This window comes from Lysobacter sp. CCNWLW3 (assembly GCF_036697405.1).
GTDB lineage: Bacteria > Pseudomonadota > Gammaproteobacteria > Xanthomonadales > Xanthomonadaceae > Lysobacter.
Genome location: NZ_JBAHWA010000019.1, coordinates 1 through 14,561 on the forward strand (window position 1 = coordinate 1; position 14,561 = coordinate 14,561).

The following is a 14,561-nucleotide window of genomic DNA, read 5'->3' on the forward strand; positions in this document are numbered from 1 at the left end:
CGCGATCGCGGCTCACGCCGCTCCCACAGAAAGCCAGCCCGTTCGGAACCAGCGACGTGGCTGGAATTCGCGGTCGCTGCTTACGCCGCTCCTACAGGGAGCCTGGGCGAGAGAATTGACCCGCACGCGCAGCGGGCGGAAGGCGTTGACCTTCGTGCCAACCATGCAGAGCAAAAGCAACGGCGAATCTCCCGACGCGCCCGGCCAACGCCGTAGCCGGAGTTCGCGATCGCGGCTTATGACCGAAGGAAATCCCCGTGGGACGCCGCTCCCACAGAAAGCCAGCCCGTTCGGAACCAGCGACGTGGCTGGAATTCGCGGTCGCGGCTTACGCCGCTCCTACAGGGAGCTTGGCGAGAGAATTGACCCGCACGCGCAGCGGGCGGAAGCCGTTGACCTTCGCGCCAAACGCGCAAAGAAAGAGCAGCAGCGAATCTCCCAGCGCGCCCGGCCACCGCAGTGACCGAAGTTCGCGATCGCGGCTCACGCCGCTCCCACAGAAAGCCGGCTCACCCGAAACCAACGACGCAGCCCGAGTTCGCGGTCGCGGCTTGCGCCGCTCCTGCAGGTGGGTGCCGGCGGATCGCCGGCTCAGCCCTCGGGCGGAGTCGCTTTCGCGGCCGCCGGCGCCGCTTCGGCCGGCTCCGCCGGCGCAGCCGCGGGCGCGGATACCGTCGGCACCACCACCGCCTGCGCGGCCGGCGTGTGCAGCGGACGCGGACCGAAACCGAAGGCGCCGTCGCTGCGCGCCGACACGATCATGCGCACCATGCTGGTCGGCACCATCAACTCCAGCGATACCGGCCGGCCCTCGCTGGTCTGCATCTCCAGGGTCATTTCGATCAGCGCGCCCGCGGTGTCGATCTCGCGGCACAGCACGTGCGGCCCGGCCGGGCCGTCGAGCAGATAGGGTTTGATCGCCTCGCCCAGCGCCTCCAGCGCCTGCGGGAAAAGGAATACGGCATAGCCTCGTGATTCTTCCATCGCGAATCCCCCTGTCAGGATCGTGGTTCGAATGAAGGATGGACGCGCTCAGCGCAACTCGATGTCCAGCGCCGAGGCCGCGCGCCGCGCGTGTTCGCGCGCGCCGTCGATGTCCTCGGCCACGGCCAGGGTCACCGCGACCCGGCGCTGGCCTTCCACGCGCGGCTTGCCGAACAGGCGCAACTGGGTGTCGGCCTGGTTCAGCGCGGCGTCGACGCCGTTGAATACCGGCACGCCGTGGCCCTGCGCCAGCACCGCGCAGGACGCCGACGGGCCGTGTTCGCGGATCAGCGGGATCGGCAGGCCCAGGATCGCGCGCGCATGCAGCGCGAATTCGCTCAGGTCCTGCGAGACCAGGGTGACCAGGCCGGTGTCGTGCGGTCGCGGTGAGACCTCGCTGAACCAGACCTCGTCGCCCTTCACGAACAGTTCGACGCCGAACACGCCCCAGCCGCCCAGGTCGTCGGTGATGCCGCGCGCGATGCCCTGCGCGCGCGCCAGGGCGCGCGTCGACATCGGCTGCGGCTGCCAGCTTTCGCGGTAGTCGCCGTCGCGCTGCAGATGCCCGATCGGCGCGCAGAAAGTGGTGCCGCCGACGTGGCGCACGGTCAGCAGGGTGATCTCGTAGTCGAAATCGATGAAGCCCTCGACGATGACCCGGCCGGCGCCGGCGCGGCCGCCGGTCTGGGCGTAGTCCCAGGCCTTGTCGATGTCGTCGGCGCTGCGCACCAGGCTCTGGCCCTTGCCCGAGGACGACATCACCGGCTTGACCACACAGGGCACGCCGATCTCGGCGACCGCGGCGCGGTAATCGTCCAGCGTGTCGACGAAGCGGTAGGGCGAGGTCGGCAGGCCCAGGGTTTCGGCGGCCAGGCGGCGGATGCCTTCGCGGTCCATGGTCAGGCGCGCGGCGCGCGCGGTCGGGATCACCCGGGTGTGGGTGCCGCGCTCGGCGAATTCCTGCTCCAGCTCGACCAGGGTCTGGGTGTGGATGGCCTCGATCTCGGGCACGATCAGATGCGGGCGCTCGGCCGCGATCAGCGCGCGCACGGCCTGGCCGTCGAGCATGTCGAGCACGTGGCTGCGGTGCGCGACCTGCATCGCCGGCGCATCGGCGTAACGGTCGGCCGCGATCACCTCCACCCCGAAACGCTGCAGTTCGATCGCAACCTCTTTGCCGAGTTCGCCCGAACCGAGCAGCAGCACGCGGTAAGCGTGCGGGGACAAAGGCGTACCGAGGGTGATCATGCGCGTTCCTGAGAGGGGCCGTAGGCTGACGCTAGTCTAACTTTCCGCGCGCCCGACCGGGTCCAAAGCTGTATCGGCGCGGGGGCCGCATGCGATGCTGTGGGCATGCCGCGTTCCGTGCCGCTACCGCTGCGCGCCGTCGTACTTGCCGCAGCCCTGGCCGTGGCGAGCGCCTGCGCGCGCCACGAGCCCGGCGAGCCCGGCAGCGAGCTCAGCGGCATGCTGGTCGACGGCCAGCTCGACGAGATCAGCGGCCTGGCCGCCTCGCGCCGCCACCCCGGCGTGCTGTGGATGATCGACGACGGCGGCAATCCCGAGCGCCTGTTCGCGGTCGCCGACGACGGCGAACGCCTGGCCACCTTCCGCATCGAGGGCGTGACCAAGACCGATTGGGAAGACATTTCCTCGTTCCGCCTGGGCGGCCGCAACTATCTGCTGATCGCCGACACCGGCGACAACGGCGGCCTGCGCCGCAGCCTGCAGCTGCACGTGGTCGAGGAACCGGCCAAGCTGGAGAACGCGCGCCTGCGCCCGGCCTGGTCGATCGCCTTCCGCTGGCCCGACGGCGCGCGCGATTGCGAGGCGGTCGCGGTGGACGCCGCCAACGGCCGCATCCTGCTGATCTCGAAGAAGCGCCAGCCGCCGGAGCTGTTCGTCCTGCCGCTGCGCCCGGCCGGCACCGGCCTGCTCACCGCCCAGCGCAGCGGCGCCCTGGCCGGAGTGCCGCAACCCAGCGAGGACGCGCTCAAGCGCAAGCCGCGCAGCGCGCGCCTGCAAAGCCAGGTCACCGCCGCCGACGTATCCCCGGACGGGCGCACCCTGGCGGTGATGACCTACCGCTACCTGTTGCTGTACCCGCGCCGCCAGGGGCAGAGCTGGAGCGCGGCGGTGGCCGCGCCGCCCAAGCAGGTGACCCTGCCCTGGCTGCCGCAGGCCGAGGCCCTGGGCTGGGCCGCCGACGGCCGCAGCCTGTACGCGACCGGCGAATTCGTGCCCGCGCCGCTGTACCGCATCACGCCCTGAGCCCCGCGCCCGTCCCCGCCTCGGGATAGGAGCGGCGTGAGCCGCGACCGCGCCAATGAGAAACCGGCGCCGCCGCCCCACAGGGCCAGCCCGCCTCCCGGACCGTCATCGCCCGCCACGCGTGGACCGTGCCGCCGCCCGGCGGCGGCACGATCGTGCAGGCCCGCGGTCGCGGCTTGCGGCCGCGCCTCTCCCCCGCGGCCGGCCGGCCCGCGCCGCGACCGCTCGTCCGAAACCGCTTGCGTCGTTTGATATCAATTTGATATCAAATTATCAACCGCCACGACGCGAGAGCGCGCCATGAAAGAGAACCCGACCCACTCCCTGCCCGGAATCCCGACCCTGCTGTTCCTGTTCCTGGCCGGCGTCCTGGTGTTCTGGCTGTTCATCGACGCGGTGGAGAGCAAGTCCGCGCCGCAGACCTTCGCCGCGGTCGGCTTGGGCATCGTGGCCTTCTTCGGCCTGATCGGCCTGTACAAGGTCGAGCCCAACCAGGCCGCGGTGCTCAGCCTGTTCGGCAAATACGTCGGCACGGTCAAGGACAACGGCCTGCGCTGGAACAACCCCTTCTACGCCAAGAAGAAGATCAGCCAGCGCGTGCGCAACTTCGAGAGCGGCAAGCTCAAGGTCAACGAACTCGACGGCAGCCCGATCGAGATCGCCGCGGTGATCGTCTGGCAGGTGGTCGATTCGGCCGAGGCGGTCTACAACGTCGACGACTACGAAAGCTTCGTCCACATCCAGTCCGAATCGGCGCTGCGCGCGATGGCCACCAGCTATCCCTACGACCAGCACGAGGAAGGCCAGCTCGCCCTGCGCAGCCACGCCGCCGAGATCTCGCAGCACCTCAAGGACGAGTTGGCCGAGCGCCTGGCCGACGCCGGCGTGCAGGTGATCGACGCGCGCATCAGCCATCTGGCCTACGCGCCGGAAATCGCCCAGGCCATGCTGCAGCGCCAGCAGGCCAATGCGGTGATCGCCGCGCGCACGCGCATCGTCGCCGGCGCGGTCGGCATGGTCGAGATGGCGCTGGCCGAACTGCAGAAGCACGGCACCGTGCAGTTGGACGAAGAGCGCAAGGCGCAGATGGTCAGCAATCTGCTGATCGTGCTGTGCTCGGACCACCGCGGTGTGCAGCCGGTCGTCAACACCGGCACCTTGTACTGAGGAGGTCGTGATGGCGCCCCACGCCCAGCCCGCCCCGCCCGCGCGCGCCAGCGATAACCGGTCGCTGCCGCGGTGAGCGAGAAGAAAGCCTACCCGCTGCGCATCAATGCCGAGGTGCTGGCCGCGGCGCAGCGCTGGGCCGACGACGAGTTGCGTTCGCTCAATGCACAAATCGAATACGCCCTGCGCGACGCCTTGCGCAAGGCCGGTCGGCTGCCCGACCGCACCTGTCCACCCAACACGGATGAAAACGACGCATGAACCACACCAAATGGGATCATCTGGTCAGCGAAATTTCGCTGAAGCTGTTCGGCCCCTCGGCCACCGAGCGCATGCAAGAGGAATTGAGCAAACGCGGCGCGCAGGGTTGGGAACTGGTGTCGGCCGCGCACGACTCCAACAGCTCGAACACCCGGCTGTTCTTCAAGAAGCCGGCCTGAGCGAGTCCGCGGCCCGAGCCGCCGCGGCCTCGATCGCTTCGCGCCGAACGCGCACCCCTTACCGGGAGACAAAGTCATGCTGCACATCGTCAAATTGATCGAACGCCGGTACCCGCGTCAGGGCGATGCCCGCCCCACGCCCGCGGCCCGGCTGGCCACGGTCGCCCTGCTGGCCCTGTCCGCGGCCGCGCTGATCGCCGGCGTGCTGCTGCAACTGCGCTGAAATGCGCAGCTACGCCGTTTCCGCGCCGGGTCCGGGCGCCACGCTGGCGCCCACGATCTCACTGATGCTGGTCCTGGTCGGCATCGCCTTCGCGGTGCTGCGCGCGCCGCAGGACCCCAAGGTCCTGCAGCTGTTGTGGATCGCACTGCCGGCGCTGGCCGTGGTCGGCGGCCTGATCTGGCTGGGCGCGCGCCGGCGTTCGGTGGAACTGGCATCCGGCCTGCTCACGGTCAAGGCCGGGCCGCACACCGTGCGCGTGGCGGTGGCGGCGCTGGACCTGGAACGCGCGCGCATCGTCGACCTCGACGAGCACACCGGCCTGCGCCCCTCGATCAAGACCTTCGGCACCGCCCTGCCCGGCTACCAGGCGGGCTGGTTCCGCATGCGCGACCGTTGGCACAAGGCCTTCTACCTGCTGACCCAGCGCCGGCGCGTGCTGTGGCTGCCCGAACGCGAGGACGGCCCCAGCCTGCTGCTGTCGCTGGAACAACCGCAAGCCTTGCTGGACGCGCTGCAGGACGTGGCAAGGCGCGGCCGCAGCCGTTAATCTGCGCGCATGCGCGGCATCGTTGCGGCACTGATCAATACGCCCGAGATCGAGCTCTGGCCCGGCGGCCTGCTGCGCGCGCGCAGCAGCCACGACGCGCGCGCGTTGGCGCGTGCGCGCCACGTGCTGCGGCGCAAACGCGACGGCCAGTACCTGGCCGCCGACCTGCCCGAGGGCCTGCTGCCGCTGATCCCGCGCCTGGGCCACGAGCCCGGCCTGGACGCCGCGCTGGACGCGCTGGAGCACTACAGCCAAAGCCGCCGCGCCGGTCTGGAGCGGGTGCGCGAACTGCCGCTGGATCGGCTGGAAGATCGCCTGCACGCGCTGGGCCTGGACCACGGCTACGGCGAACGCAGCGGCCTGCCGCTGGTGGCCGAGCCCGACCGGCTCGCCTTCGCCGGCCACGACCGCTACCGCCGCCCGCTGTGGCTGCATCCGCTGGCCGCGCGCGCCTGGACCCACCTGCACGCGGCCGCGCTACGCGAGGGCGTGGTGCTGGAAGCGATCTCCGGCTATCGCAGCCACGATTACCAACTGGGCATCTTCGAGCGCAAGCTCGCGCGCGGCCAAAGCGTCGAACAGATCCTCACCGTCAACGCCGCGCCCGGTTACAGCGAACATCACTCCGGCCTGGCCCTGGACATCGGCGCGCCCGACCAGCCGCCGGCCGAGGAATCCTTCGAGACCACCGCCGCCTTCGCCTGGCTGCGCGCGCAGGCCGGCGGCTACGGCTTCGTCATGAGCTACCCGCGCGACAACCCGCACGGCATCGTCTACGAGCCCTGGCATTGGCGTTTCGCTGCGCCCTGAACCTCCCGCGCCACCCGCCGCCCAAGGAATTCCGCCTTGATCACCTGCTATCTGCGCTACGTGCTGGACCCGGCCAAGCTGGCCGAATTCGAAACCTACGCGCGCATGTGGATCCCGCTGGTCGAACGCCATGGCGGTACCCACCACGGCTATTTCCTGCCCGGCGAAGGCCCCAGCAACATCGCCCTGGCCCTGTTCTCCTTCCCCAGCCTGGCCGCCTACGAGAGCTACCGCGGCCGTGCCGCCGACGATCCCGGTTGCCAGGCCGCGATGCGCTACTACGAAGACACGCGCTGCTTCCTCAGCTACGAACGCAGCTTCTACCGCCCGGTCCTGGAGTGAACGCCAGCGACGAGGTCGAGGTGCGCCTGCTCGGCCGCGGCGAGATCGCGGTGCTGGAGCGGGTCGCGGCGGACGTGTTCGACCAGCCGATCGACCCGCGCTGGGCCGGCGAGTTCTTCGCCGATTCGCGCCATCACCTCGCGGTCGCCCTGCGCGCCGGCGAAGTCGTCGGCATGGCCTCGGCCCTGCACTACGTGCACCCGGACAAGCCGCCGACGCTGTGGGTCAACGAGGTCGGCGTGAGCGCGGCGCTGCAACGCCGCGGCATCGGCCGGCGCCTGGTCCAGACCTTGCTCGCGCATGCGCGCGAACTGGGCTGCGTCGAAGCCTGGGTGGGCACCGAACTCGACAACGCCGCCGCACGCGGCCTGTACGCGTCGCTGGGCGGGCAGGAAGCGGCGATGGTGATGGTGGCGCTGCCGCTGGACCGCGCGGGCTGAAGCGCATGCCGTTCACGCCCATCCACCTCGGCCCCGGCCTCGCGCTCAAGGCCATCGGCGGCCGCCATTTCAGCTTCATGGTGTTCGGCGGCGCCCAGGTGCTGATGGACATCGAACCGCTGATCGGCATCCTGCGCGGTTGGCCGGTGCTGCACGGCCGCACCCACAGCCTGCTCGGCGCCCTGTTGATCGGCCTGCTCGCGGGCGCGATCGGGCGCCCGATCAGCGCCGTCTGCCTGCGCTGGCTGCGCGTCCCGCATGCGCCGTTCACCTGGCGCGCCGCGTTCGCGGGCGGCCTGCTCGGCACCTACTCGCACGTGCTGCTGGACGCGATCATGCATTACGACATGCAGCCGGCCTGGCCGCTGTCGCTGGCCAATCCGCTGCTGCGCTGGATCTCGGTGGATCAACTGCATCTGCTCTGCGTGGGCCTGGGCCTGTTCGGCGCCGGCTGGATGATCCTGCGCGCGGCCTGGAACCGCCTGGAATAGGCGGGCCGCGCCCGCAGCGTCGGCCGGCCCGGCTTCGGGCACAATGCGTCGGACCCGCTGTGTCCGGCCACCGAATCCCACCGCTCACGACCCATGACGCCGCGCACCCTGGCCGAAGGCCACGCCCAGCCCCGCAACAATTTCAACCTGATCCGCCTGTTCGCGGCCTGGCTGGTGATCTACGGCCACAGCTACGCGGTCACCGCCAGCGGAGGCCAGGACCTGCTGCTGCAAGCGGTGCGGATCAAGTTCGCCGGCGGCATCGCGGTGGACATGTTCTTCGTGATCAGCGGCTTCCTGATCGCGGCCAGCCTGGAACGCAACCGTCTGCCCGGCTATCTGGCGGCGCGCGCGCTGCGCATCTTCCCGGCGCTGTTCGTCTGCGTGGCCTTGTCGGTGCTGGTGCTGGGCCCGCTGCTGACCACCGCGGCCGACTACTGGCGTTCGCCGATCACCTGGAAATACCTGGGCGCCAACGCCCTGCTCAGCCGCGACACCCAGTACTTCCTGCCCGGCGTGTTCGAAACCCTGCCCAGCCACGCGATCAACGGCTCGCTGTGGTCGCTGCCGATCGAAGTGCGCCTGTACCTGTGGCTGGCCCTGATCGGGCAGCTGCGCCTGCTGCCGCGGCTGCGCTTCAACCTGCTGTGCCTGGGCCTGCTGATCTTCGGCTTCGTCAAATACGGCGGCCAGACCCTGTCGCCGGAGAAGATCAACTGGCTGTACTGCACCGCCTATTTCCTCACCGGCAGCCTGGCCTGGGTCAACCGCGATCGGGTGCCGCTGCGTTGGTGGCTGCTGGGTGCGGTGCTGGTGCTGGCGGCGCTGTTGCGCGGCAGCAGCTACTACTACCTGGGCTACTTCGTCGCCCTGAGCTATACCACGCTGTTCCTGGCCTTCGTGCCCAAGCTGCCGCAGATCCGCCGCACCGACCTGTCCTACGGCCTGTACCTCTACGGTTGGCCCGCGCAACAGTTGGTGCAGTACCTCGCGCCCAGCACCGGGCCGCTGATGAACACCCTGTGGGCGACCCTGATCGCGGGCACGCTGGCGGCGCTGTCCTGGCATCTGGTCGAACGGCCTGCGCTGCGCCTGAAATCGCGTTTCGGCAGCCGCAGCGATCCGCACGCGCCAGCGTTGGCGGTGGCGGGCGACGCCGCGGCCGTGCCGGCGACGGCGCAAAGCGAATGAACGCGTCCGACGACGACGCGGTGCTCGCGGCCTGGCGCCGCAACGCCGCGCCCTGGACGCAGGCCGTGCGCGCCGGCGGCATCGAGAGCCGGCGCCTGGCGACCGACCGCGCGATCGTGGACGCGGTGCTGCGGCAGGCGCCGCGCCAGGTGCTGGACCTGGGCTGCGGCGAAGGCTGGCTGGCGCGCGCCCTGAGCGCGCACGGCGTCGAAGTCACCGGCACCGACGCGGTCGCCGAACTGATCGAAGCCGCGCGCGCGGCCGGCACCGGCGAGCGCTACCTGAGCCTGTCCTATGCGCAGATCGCGCAAGGCGCGCTGGACGGGCGCTACGACCTGGCGGTGTGCAATTTCTCGCTGATCGGCGAACACGAGGTCGAAGCCCTGCTGGGCGCCCTGCCCGGCCTGCTGCACGAGGACGGCCATGCGATCGTGCAGACCCTGCATCCGCTGAGCGCGGGCACCGGGCTGCCTTACGCCGACGGCTGGCGCGCGGGCTCCTGGGCCGGTTGCGAGGGCGACTTCGCCGATCCGGCGCCGTGGTACTTCCGCACCCTGGGTGGCTGGTTCGCCGTGTTCGAACGCTGCGGTTTGCGCGTGGTCGAACTCGAAGAGCCGATCCATCCGGGCAGCGGGCAGCCGGCGTCCTTGATCCTGATCGCTCGGCTCAAGCGCGCGGCCCCGGCCTGATCCGCAATCGTAAGATGCGGTGAGCGCAGCGAACCGCATCGTCGCGACACGCGGAAACAGCGAGGGTTTCGTCGCGCGTCGCGATGCGGTTCGCTGCGCTCACCGCATCCTACGGGTCGCCGGGGGTCGCCTTGCGCGAGGCGGCATCAATCCTGCGAGCACTTGGTCTCGGCCTTGCTCGGCGTGGCCAGGTCGGCGATGCGCCACAGATACAGGCTGGCGTAGGTGCGGTACGGGCCCCAGCGTTCGCCGATGTCGAGCAGTTCCTTCGGCGTCGGCATCGCCGCCAGCTTGTCCACCGCCTGCGCGCCCTTGCGGATGCCCAGGTCGTCCACCGGCAGCACGTCGGGGCGGCCGAGCCGGAACATCAGCATCATCTCCACCGTCCAGCGCCCGATGCCGCGGATCGGCACCAGCGCCTGGACGATGGCGTCGTTGTCCATCAGGCTCATGCGGCGCAGGTCGGGAATCTCGCCGCGCGATTCGCGCATCGCCAGGTCGCGCAGCGCCAGCAGCTTGTTGCCCGACACCCCGCAGGCGCGAAGGGTCGCATCGTCGCAGCGCGCCAGGGTGTCGCAGTGGAAGCGGTCGCTGGCGATCGCCGCCTCCACTCGCGCCACGATGGTCGCCGCGGCCTTGCCGCTGAGCTGCTGATACAGGATCGCGCGCGCCAGCGCGTCGACCGGATCGAAACGTTTGCGCCAGCGCGGATCCGGCGCGATCGCGCCGACCTTCTTCATCCAGGCCGCGAGCTTGCGATCGCGCTTGGCCAGGTGCGCGTAGGCGGCCTCGGTGTCGAAGCCCCGGCTATGCCGCGGCATCGCTCAGCGCCTCGCCGCGTCGGCCGCGTACAGCAGCCAGGCCAGGATCATCAGGCTGCCGCCGAACGGCAGCAGACGCGTGCTGGTGCCGAGGAAATACGCCGAGGCCAGGCCACCGGCGAACAGCAGCACGCCGACCAGCAGCGCGGCCAGCGCGATCCGCGCCAGGCGGCGCGCGGCGGCCGGCGCCAGCGCGGCCAGGGCGATGCCGTGGCCGAAGGCGAACAGCGCCGCCATCTGCAGGCGCGACTGCGCGGCCGGATCGGCGACGTGCGCGGCATAGGCCGACAAGGCCACCGCCAGCGCGGCGAGCAGCGCGCCGGCGACGGCTAGCGCACGCGTGGTGGGAAGCGAAGAGGTGGGCGACGTCATGCTGGGGTCCGCTCGTGCGTGTCGGCACGATAGCAGGCGGGATAGACGTCGCAAGCGCTGGGTCTTGCGGTTCGGCGTGGCGATGTTTTGGGACCTCGGCACGGTCGGATGGAAACGTCGTCGGTCAAATTCGGTCTGGTCACGAATCGCGGCTTACGCCGCTCCCACAGAAAGCGGCGACGCGGCTTCAGCTTTCTGTGGGAGCGGCGTGAGCCGCGATCGCCGCTCCGGTGCTGGAGCCGATCCATCCGCCGAACGACCCCACAAAAAAACGCGCCGCGGAATCCGCGGCGCGTTCGGTGCAGCTCATGACCGGAAGGCTTATTCCTTGACGGTCCAATACACGTCGTAGTCGCCTTCCTCGGTGAAGCTCTTCTCGACGCCGGCCTTCCAGGTTTCGTAGGGACGGTCGATGGTCTCGTCGCCCTGGGTCATGGCCCAGGCGCGCAGCGCGTCGCGGACCTTGGCCAGGTTGGCCATGTGGCCCTTGAACGGGACGGTGGCGACCTTGGCCGGGCCCAGGAACACCGACTTGACCGGGCCTTCCAGGTTCACCTTCAGCTCGGTGGCCGGACCGGTCGCGCCGATCTTGCGCACCGGCTGAGCGACGTCGAAGGAGTAGGTCTCGGTGCCGAATTCGTTGGTGATGATGCGCACCGGGCCGGCGGCTTCCAGGCCGTTGGCGGCCATCACCTTCTTGATCCACTCGATGTTGCTGTTCATCTGCGCCTGGACCTTGGCGTTGTCGCGGTCCACGGCGGCGGTGACGATCAGCAGGTTCTCGGACTCGCGCTGGACGAACTTCGGCTTGTTGGCCGGGTTGTCCTTGCTCAGGTCGGCGTAGTCGAGGTTGGGCACCGCGGCCAGCATGTTGCTCAGGCGCGAGAGGCCGAGCTTGATGTCTTCGCCGACGCTGCTGCTGACGTACAGACCCGAATAGCGGCCGAGCATGTTCCAACCGTACTCGACGTCGTAGGTCTGGGTGATCTCGACGTTGCGGTTGTTGCGGCCGGTGGGGCGCAGGGTGAATTCGGTGCGCTTGTTGCTGCCGCGCAGGATGTCGTCGATCTTGTAGGCGACGCGCTTGCCCGGCTCGGAGGCGGTGATTTCCCAGCTGCCGTTGCCCAGGTTCTTTTCCTTGGAGGAGTACTCGAGGCGCGCGCCGACGCCGGCATCCGGGCCGGCCAGCTTGAGCTGCATGTTCGGGTCTTTCATGACCAGCGGGTTCCAATCCTTGAACCGGCGCAGGCTGTTCAAGGTGTCGAACACGATCGTCATCTTGCGGTTGGTCTCAACCGAGTGCGACAGGTGGCGGCTGGACGGCAGCACGACGCCGACGACCAGGAACAGCACGGCGACGATCGCCAGGGAAATCAAAAACTCGATCAGACGGGTCATTCAGGTTTCTCCAAGGCCGGGACCCGGATCGGGCCGGGGCGCAGACCCACAATCGTATCAAGGAAGCTGCGGTCGGGGCAGTCATCCGTCGCAACCGGCCGATGCGGGCAAGCCCGGCCGGGCCGCCGCCATGGGCCGCCCCGGGGCGAAATCGCAAGCCAGGGCTAGGCACGGCGGCGGCGCACGCGGCGAACGCGCCGCGAGCCGCATCGATCGGGGGCGGAACAGGCGCGCAACGGACAGCCGATGCGCCGCCCGCGCCGGGCCGGACATCGCGGGGCTCAGACCAATTGCAGCTCGAAGGCCTTGAGTACGGCCGGGGTGCGGTCGCGCACGCCGAGCTTGGGTGAGCGGCCGTCGCTTGCGAACCACCGGCTCGCACGGCCGCGAACGCCCGGCGCGCTGCGCCGGGCCGGACGCCTTGCGATCAGACCAGCTGCAGCTCGAAGGCCTTGAGTACGGCCCGGGTGCGGTCTCGCACGCCGAGCTTGGACAGAATGTTGGACACGTGATTCTTGATCGTGCCCTCGGCCACGCCCAGGGAGTTGGCGATCTCCTTGTTGGAGAAGCCGCCCGCCATCAGGCGCAGGATCTCGGTCTCGCGCTCGGTCAGCGGGTCCGGGCGGTCCAGGCTGACGAAATCGTTGCGCATGTGCTCCAGGCCCGAGAGCAGGCGCTGGGTCACCGCCGGCTGCACCAGCGAGCCGCCGTCGGCCACGGCCTGGATCGCGCCGACCAGTTGTTCCAGGGACACGTCCTTGAGCAGATAGCCCTTGGCGCCGGCCTTCAGTCCGGCCAGCACCAGCTGGTCGTCGTCGAAGGTGGTCAGGATGATGGTCGGCGGCAGGTTGCCGGCCCGGGCCAGGGCCTGCAGCGCCTCCAGGCCGGACATCACCGGCATGCGCATGTCCATCAGGACCACGTCCGGGCGCACCTGCGGGACCATCTCGACCGCCTGGCGGCCGTCGCCGGCCTCGGCGACCACGTCGATGCCCTCGGCCAGCGCCAGCAGCGAGCGCACGCCCTGGCGGACCAGGGTCTGGTCGTCGACGAGCATGACGCGGATGGTGCGGACGGGACGGGCATTCTCGGAGCTGGGGGTCATGCGGTGACTCCTTCACAAGCGGCGGCCGCGGCCGCCGAGGCCGGCAACGTGAGGTGCAGGCAGAAGCCCGCCTCAGGCCGGGTTTCGATACGCAGATCGCCGCCGTGCTGGACCAGGCGCTCGCGCATGCCGCGCAGGCCGTTGCCGGAGACGGGATTGTCGGCGCCGTGGCCGTCGTCGCGCGCGTCCATCACGATGCAGTCCTTGAGACGACGCACCTGGATGTCGAGATGGCGCGCGCCGGCGTGGCGCACGGCGTTGGTGATGATTTCCTGGGTGCAGCGCATCAGCACGTGGGCGCGCTCGGGATCGTCCAGGGTCAGCGGGCTCTCGATGTCCATGCGGATATCGAGCGCGGGCACGTTTTCGGCCAGCGGGCGCAGGGCCACGGCCAGGTCGATGGCGCCGTTCTCGCGCAGCTGGCTGACCGCCTCGCGCACGTCGGTCAACAGCAACCTGGCCAGAGTATGCGCCTGCTGCACGTGTTCCTTGGCGCGGCCGTCGGAGAGGTGGCCGGCGACTTCCAGGTTCAGGCTCAGCGCGGTCAGGTGATGGCCCAGCAGGTCGTGCAGCTCGCGCGAGATGCGGGTGCGCTCGTTGATGCGCGCGCTTTCGGCCAGCAGGGCGCGGGTGGCGCGCAGCTCGGCGTTGAGGCGGCGCTGCTCCTCGCGCGCCTGGGTCTGCTGCAACGCGACCAGGGCGGTCACGAACACGAAGCTGGAGAAGCCCATGTACAGCAGCGACTGCAGCACCGCGACCAGCGGCGGGATGTCCAGGGCCTGCACGAACACCGGGGTGATCGCCAGGTTGCCCACCAGCAGCCAGACGATGCCCACCCGCAGCGGCAGCATCCACGGCAGCAGGCCGGCGATGACCATGAACAGCACGCTGCCCAGGCCGGTATTGGAGTAGTAGCTGACCCCGATCGCGCAGCCGGTCAGCACCAGCAGCAGCAGGTGGTCGACGATGCCGGTCTGGCGCTCGCCCAGGGAGCGGGTGATCCACCAGTAGACGACGCCGAAGGTCAGGTAGACCGCGACCCAGCGCAGCACCTGCAGGTAGACCGGCACCAGCGACTGGCCCGGCTCGAGCTGGAAATAGCCCGGGTCCAGCCAGATCGAGAGCAGCCAGCAGCCCAGCAGGCCCCAAGTGAACAGGCCCGCATAGCGCAGCAATCGGGTGTGGGTGAGGCGAGCCAGCATGAACGCATGCTAACGGCTGCGGCCCGGCCCGGAGCCGTCCGAAAGTAATGGAACGCGTGCGGGCGCCG

Annotated in this window: 19 protein-coding genes; 12 read left to right on the forward strand and 7 right to left on the reverse strand. The window is 69.9% G+C overall.

The features are described 5' to 3' along the window. Window positions 1-591 precede the first annotated feature (591 nt). Together V1318_RS19035 and purT are read right to left on the reverse strand one after the other, a co-directional pair. Window positions 592-984, reverse strand: coding sequence for a hypothetical protein (locus tag V1318_RS19035; protein ID WP_332941336.1), 393 nt, complete (start codon window positions 982-984; stop codon window positions 592-594). 48 nt (window positions 985-1,032) lie between these two features. Continuing rightward, on the reverse strand, window positions 1,033-2,232 hold the full coding sequence (gene purT, locus V1318_RS19040) for a formate-dependent phosphoribosylglycinamide formyltransferase (protein WP_332941337.1): 1,200 nt from the start codon (window positions 2,230-2,232) through the stop codon (window positions 1,033-1,035). A gap of 105 nt (window positions 2,233-2,337) precedes the next feature. On the opposite strand from purT, the gene V1318_RS19045 reads away from it, so the two are divergent. From V1318_RS19045 to V1318_RS19100, 12 genes are all read left to right on the forward strand, one after another. Beyond that, on the forward strand, window positions 2,338-3,255 hold the full coding sequence (locus tag V1318_RS19045) for a hypothetical protein (protein ID WP_332941338.1): 918 nt from the start codon (window positions 2,338-2,340) through the stop codon (window positions 3,253-3,255). A gap of 300 nt (window positions 3,256-3,555) precedes the next feature. Further along, window positions 3,556-4,422 carry an SPFH domain-containing protein gene (locus V1318_RS19050; RefSeq protein ID WP_332941339.1) on the forward strand — a complete coding sequence of 289 codons (867 nt, stop codon included), beginning with the start codon at window positions 3,556-3,558 and terminating at the stop codon, window positions 4,420-4,422. 72 nt (window positions 4,423-4,494) lie between these two features. Next, the gene (locus V1318_RS19055) at window positions 4,495-4,683 is read left to right on the forward strand and encodes an Arc family DNA binding domain-containing protein (protein WP_332941340.1); all 189 of its coding nucleotides are present in this window, start codon (window positions 4,495-4,497) and stop codon (window positions 4,681-4,683) included. Then, entirely contained in the window at window positions 4,680-4,862 is a 183-nt protein-coding gene (locus V1318_RS19060) for a hypothetical protein (RefSeq protein ID WP_332941341.1), read from the forward strand. Before V1318_RS19055 ends, V1318_RS19060 begins: the two co-directional genes overlap by 4 nt. A 76-nt stretch (window positions 4,863-4,938) precedes the next feature. Continuing rightward, window positions 4,939-5,085, forward strand: coding sequence for a hypothetical protein (locus V1318_RS19065; protein ID WP_332941342.1), 147 nt, complete (start codon window positions 4,939-4,941; stop codon window positions 5,083-5,085). Window position 5,086: 1 nt separating this feature from the next. Continuing rightward, window positions 5,087-5,632 (forward strand): hypothetical protein, encoded by a 546-nt coding sequence (locus tag V1318_RS19070; RefSeq protein ID WP_332941343.1) that lies wholly within the window; start codon window positions 5,087-5,089, stop codon window positions 5,630-5,632. Window positions 5,633-5,641: 9 nt separating this feature from the next. Further along, window positions 5,642-6,442, forward strand: coding sequence for a M15 family metallopeptidase (locus tag V1318_RS19075; RefSeq protein WP_332941344.1), 801 nt, complete (start codon window positions 5,642-5,644; stop codon window positions 6,440-6,442). A 36-nt stretch (window positions 6,443-6,478) separates the two neighbouring features. After that, complete coding sequence (locus V1318_RS19080; protein WP_332941345.1) at window positions 6,479-6,784, forward strand: NIPSNAP family protein; 306 nt, start codon at window positions 6,479-6,481, stop codon at window positions 6,782-6,784. Then, entirely contained in the window at window positions 6,781-7,224 is a 444-nt protein-coding gene (locus V1318_RS19085) for a GNAT family N-acetyltransferase (RefSeq protein WP_332941346.1), read from the forward strand. The genes V1318_RS19080 and V1318_RS19085 overlap by 4 nt, the downstream gene beginning before the upstream one ends. 5 nt (window positions 7,225-7,229) lie before the next feature. Beyond that, window positions 7,230-7,715, forward strand: coding sequence for a metal-dependent hydrolase (locus V1318_RS19090; RefSeq protein ID WP_332941347.1), 486 nt, complete (start codon window positions 7,230-7,232; stop codon window positions 7,713-7,715). 93 nt (window positions 7,716-7,808) lie between these two features. Further along, the gene (locus V1318_RS19095) at window positions 7,809-8,906 is read left to right on the forward strand and encodes an acyltransferase (RefSeq protein WP_332941348.1); all 1,098 of its coding nucleotides are present in this window, start codon (window positions 7,809-7,811) and stop codon (window positions 8,904-8,906) included. Continuing rightward, window positions 8,903-9,595, forward strand: coding sequence for a class I SAM-dependent methyltransferase (locus V1318_RS19100; RefSeq protein ID WP_332941349.1), 693 nt, complete (start codon window positions 8,903-8,905; stop codon window positions 9,593-9,595). The genes V1318_RS19095 and V1318_RS19100 overlap by 4 nt, the downstream gene beginning before the upstream one ends. A 146-nt stretch (window positions 9,596-9,741) precedes the next feature. On the opposite strand, the gene V1318_RS19105 is transcribed toward V1318_RS19100, so the two are convergent. The 5 genes from V1318_RS19105 to V1318_RS19125 form a co-directional block, all read right to left on the reverse strand. After that, window positions 9,742-10,416, reverse strand: coding sequence for a DNA-3-methyladenine glycosylase (locus V1318_RS19105; protein WP_332941350.1), 675 nt, complete (start codon window positions 10,414-10,416; stop codon window positions 9,742-9,744). Between the two features lie 3 nt (window positions 10,417-10,419). Further along, window positions 10,420-10,788, reverse strand: coding sequence for a DUF423 domain-containing protein (locus V1318_RS19110; RefSeq protein ID WP_332941351.1), 369 nt, complete (start codon window positions 10,786-10,788; stop codon window positions 10,420-10,422). Between the two features lie 321 nt (window positions 10,789-11,109). Beyond that, a complete protein-coding gene (locus tag V1318_RS19115; RefSeq protein WP_332941352.1) occupies window positions 11,110-12,186 on the reverse strand; it encodes an SRPBCC family protein in 1,077 nt (358 codons plus the stop codon). Window positions 12,187-12,613: 427 nt separating this feature from the next. Next, a complete protein-coding gene (locus V1318_RS19120; RefSeq protein WP_332941353.1) occupies window positions 12,614-13,291 on the reverse strand; it encodes a response regulator transcription factor in 678 nt (225 codons plus the stop codon). Further along, window positions 13,288-14,493, reverse strand: a complete 1,206-nt coding sequence (locus V1318_RS19125) for a sensor histidine kinase (RefSeq protein ID WP_332941354.1) — start codon at window positions 14,491-14,493, stop codon at window positions 13,288-13,290. Before V1318_RS19125 ends, V1318_RS19120 begins: the two co-directional genes overlap by 4 nt. Window positions 14,494-14,561: the final 68 nt, after the last annotated feature.